The organism is Vibrio sp. 2132-1 (genome assembly GCF_033344315.1).
This window is the reverse complement of the sequence record NZ_JAWPON010000175.1, coordinates 1-880: the sequence shown is the minus strand read 5'-3', so window position 1 is coordinate 880 and position 880 is coordinate 1. Positions and strand designations below refer to the sequence as shown.

1 pseudogene is annotated in these 880 nt (G+C 40.3%); it reads right to left on the bottom strand.

The features are described from left to right. Positions 1-303, bottom strand: a pseudogene (locus R8N47_RS24240) (HAD family hydrolase); the annotation flags it as partial. Between the last annotated feature and the right edge of the window lie 577 nt (positions 304-880).

The window sequence follows — 880 nt, the reverse complement described above, 5'->3', positions numbered from 1 at the left end:
AAAATAGTGTTGTGCTTGCTGAGCTTGCTCTGCATCGATGTGGATGCCGTTCTCCGCCAAAATCGTTTGGATCAGACCACAGCGAAAAGCATTTTCGTCTGGAAGAAGAGCAACCAGCTGAGGAAACTCTGCGTTGAGCTTTTTATATACCCCTTGCAAGTAGCGTTGTAAGAATGCTTGAGGATCAGAGACTTGGGGATACGTTTGTTGAATCCAGGCAGCAAATTTTTGCCCTGCAGCTTTGTCTGCTTGGGATGTGCCACATAACGTCTCGTCCATATCAAAAAAAATCGCTTTAAGCACAGGGGCTCCTTTCATTCACTACTTAGTCACTGGCGTCGAAAGCCTATTATCCCACTCTAAATCGCATCGTAAAGAGGCAATCCGTCAGCAAATTGTGCAGTTTCGTTTACGCTTAAGTGATGCTGTTCTTTTGGCTTAATCATTAAACCGCATAACGGGCGCATAATCGCAACTTTGAGGAGGTTTCCTCTGTTTTGTTGTGGTGCTCACGTTTTAGCCTTAGGTGAAGCCGGTTAACTTTGGTTTTTTATGTTTGCCGACTATTTTGTTAGTAACATTTTATGCCGAAAAATCGCTTTTGGTACGATATATTGTTTGGTAAATGTTAATTATCACACATGAATAGTGTGGTTATGGTGTGAGGTGATGTTGTGCCTATATTTAGAGCATTTTTCTAGTTTTATTGGTGCATGGCGCACAAAAATGGGGTGATATGAAAGTGGTTAAATACTTGTTAATGCATTTTTATTCGCTCATTGTGCGTGTATTCAATGTTTTTACGGCGGAATATACTTTAATTGTTGCTTTTTTGTGTGATTTTTGCCAAATTGTTTCCGCATTAAGATTTCAGAGTATT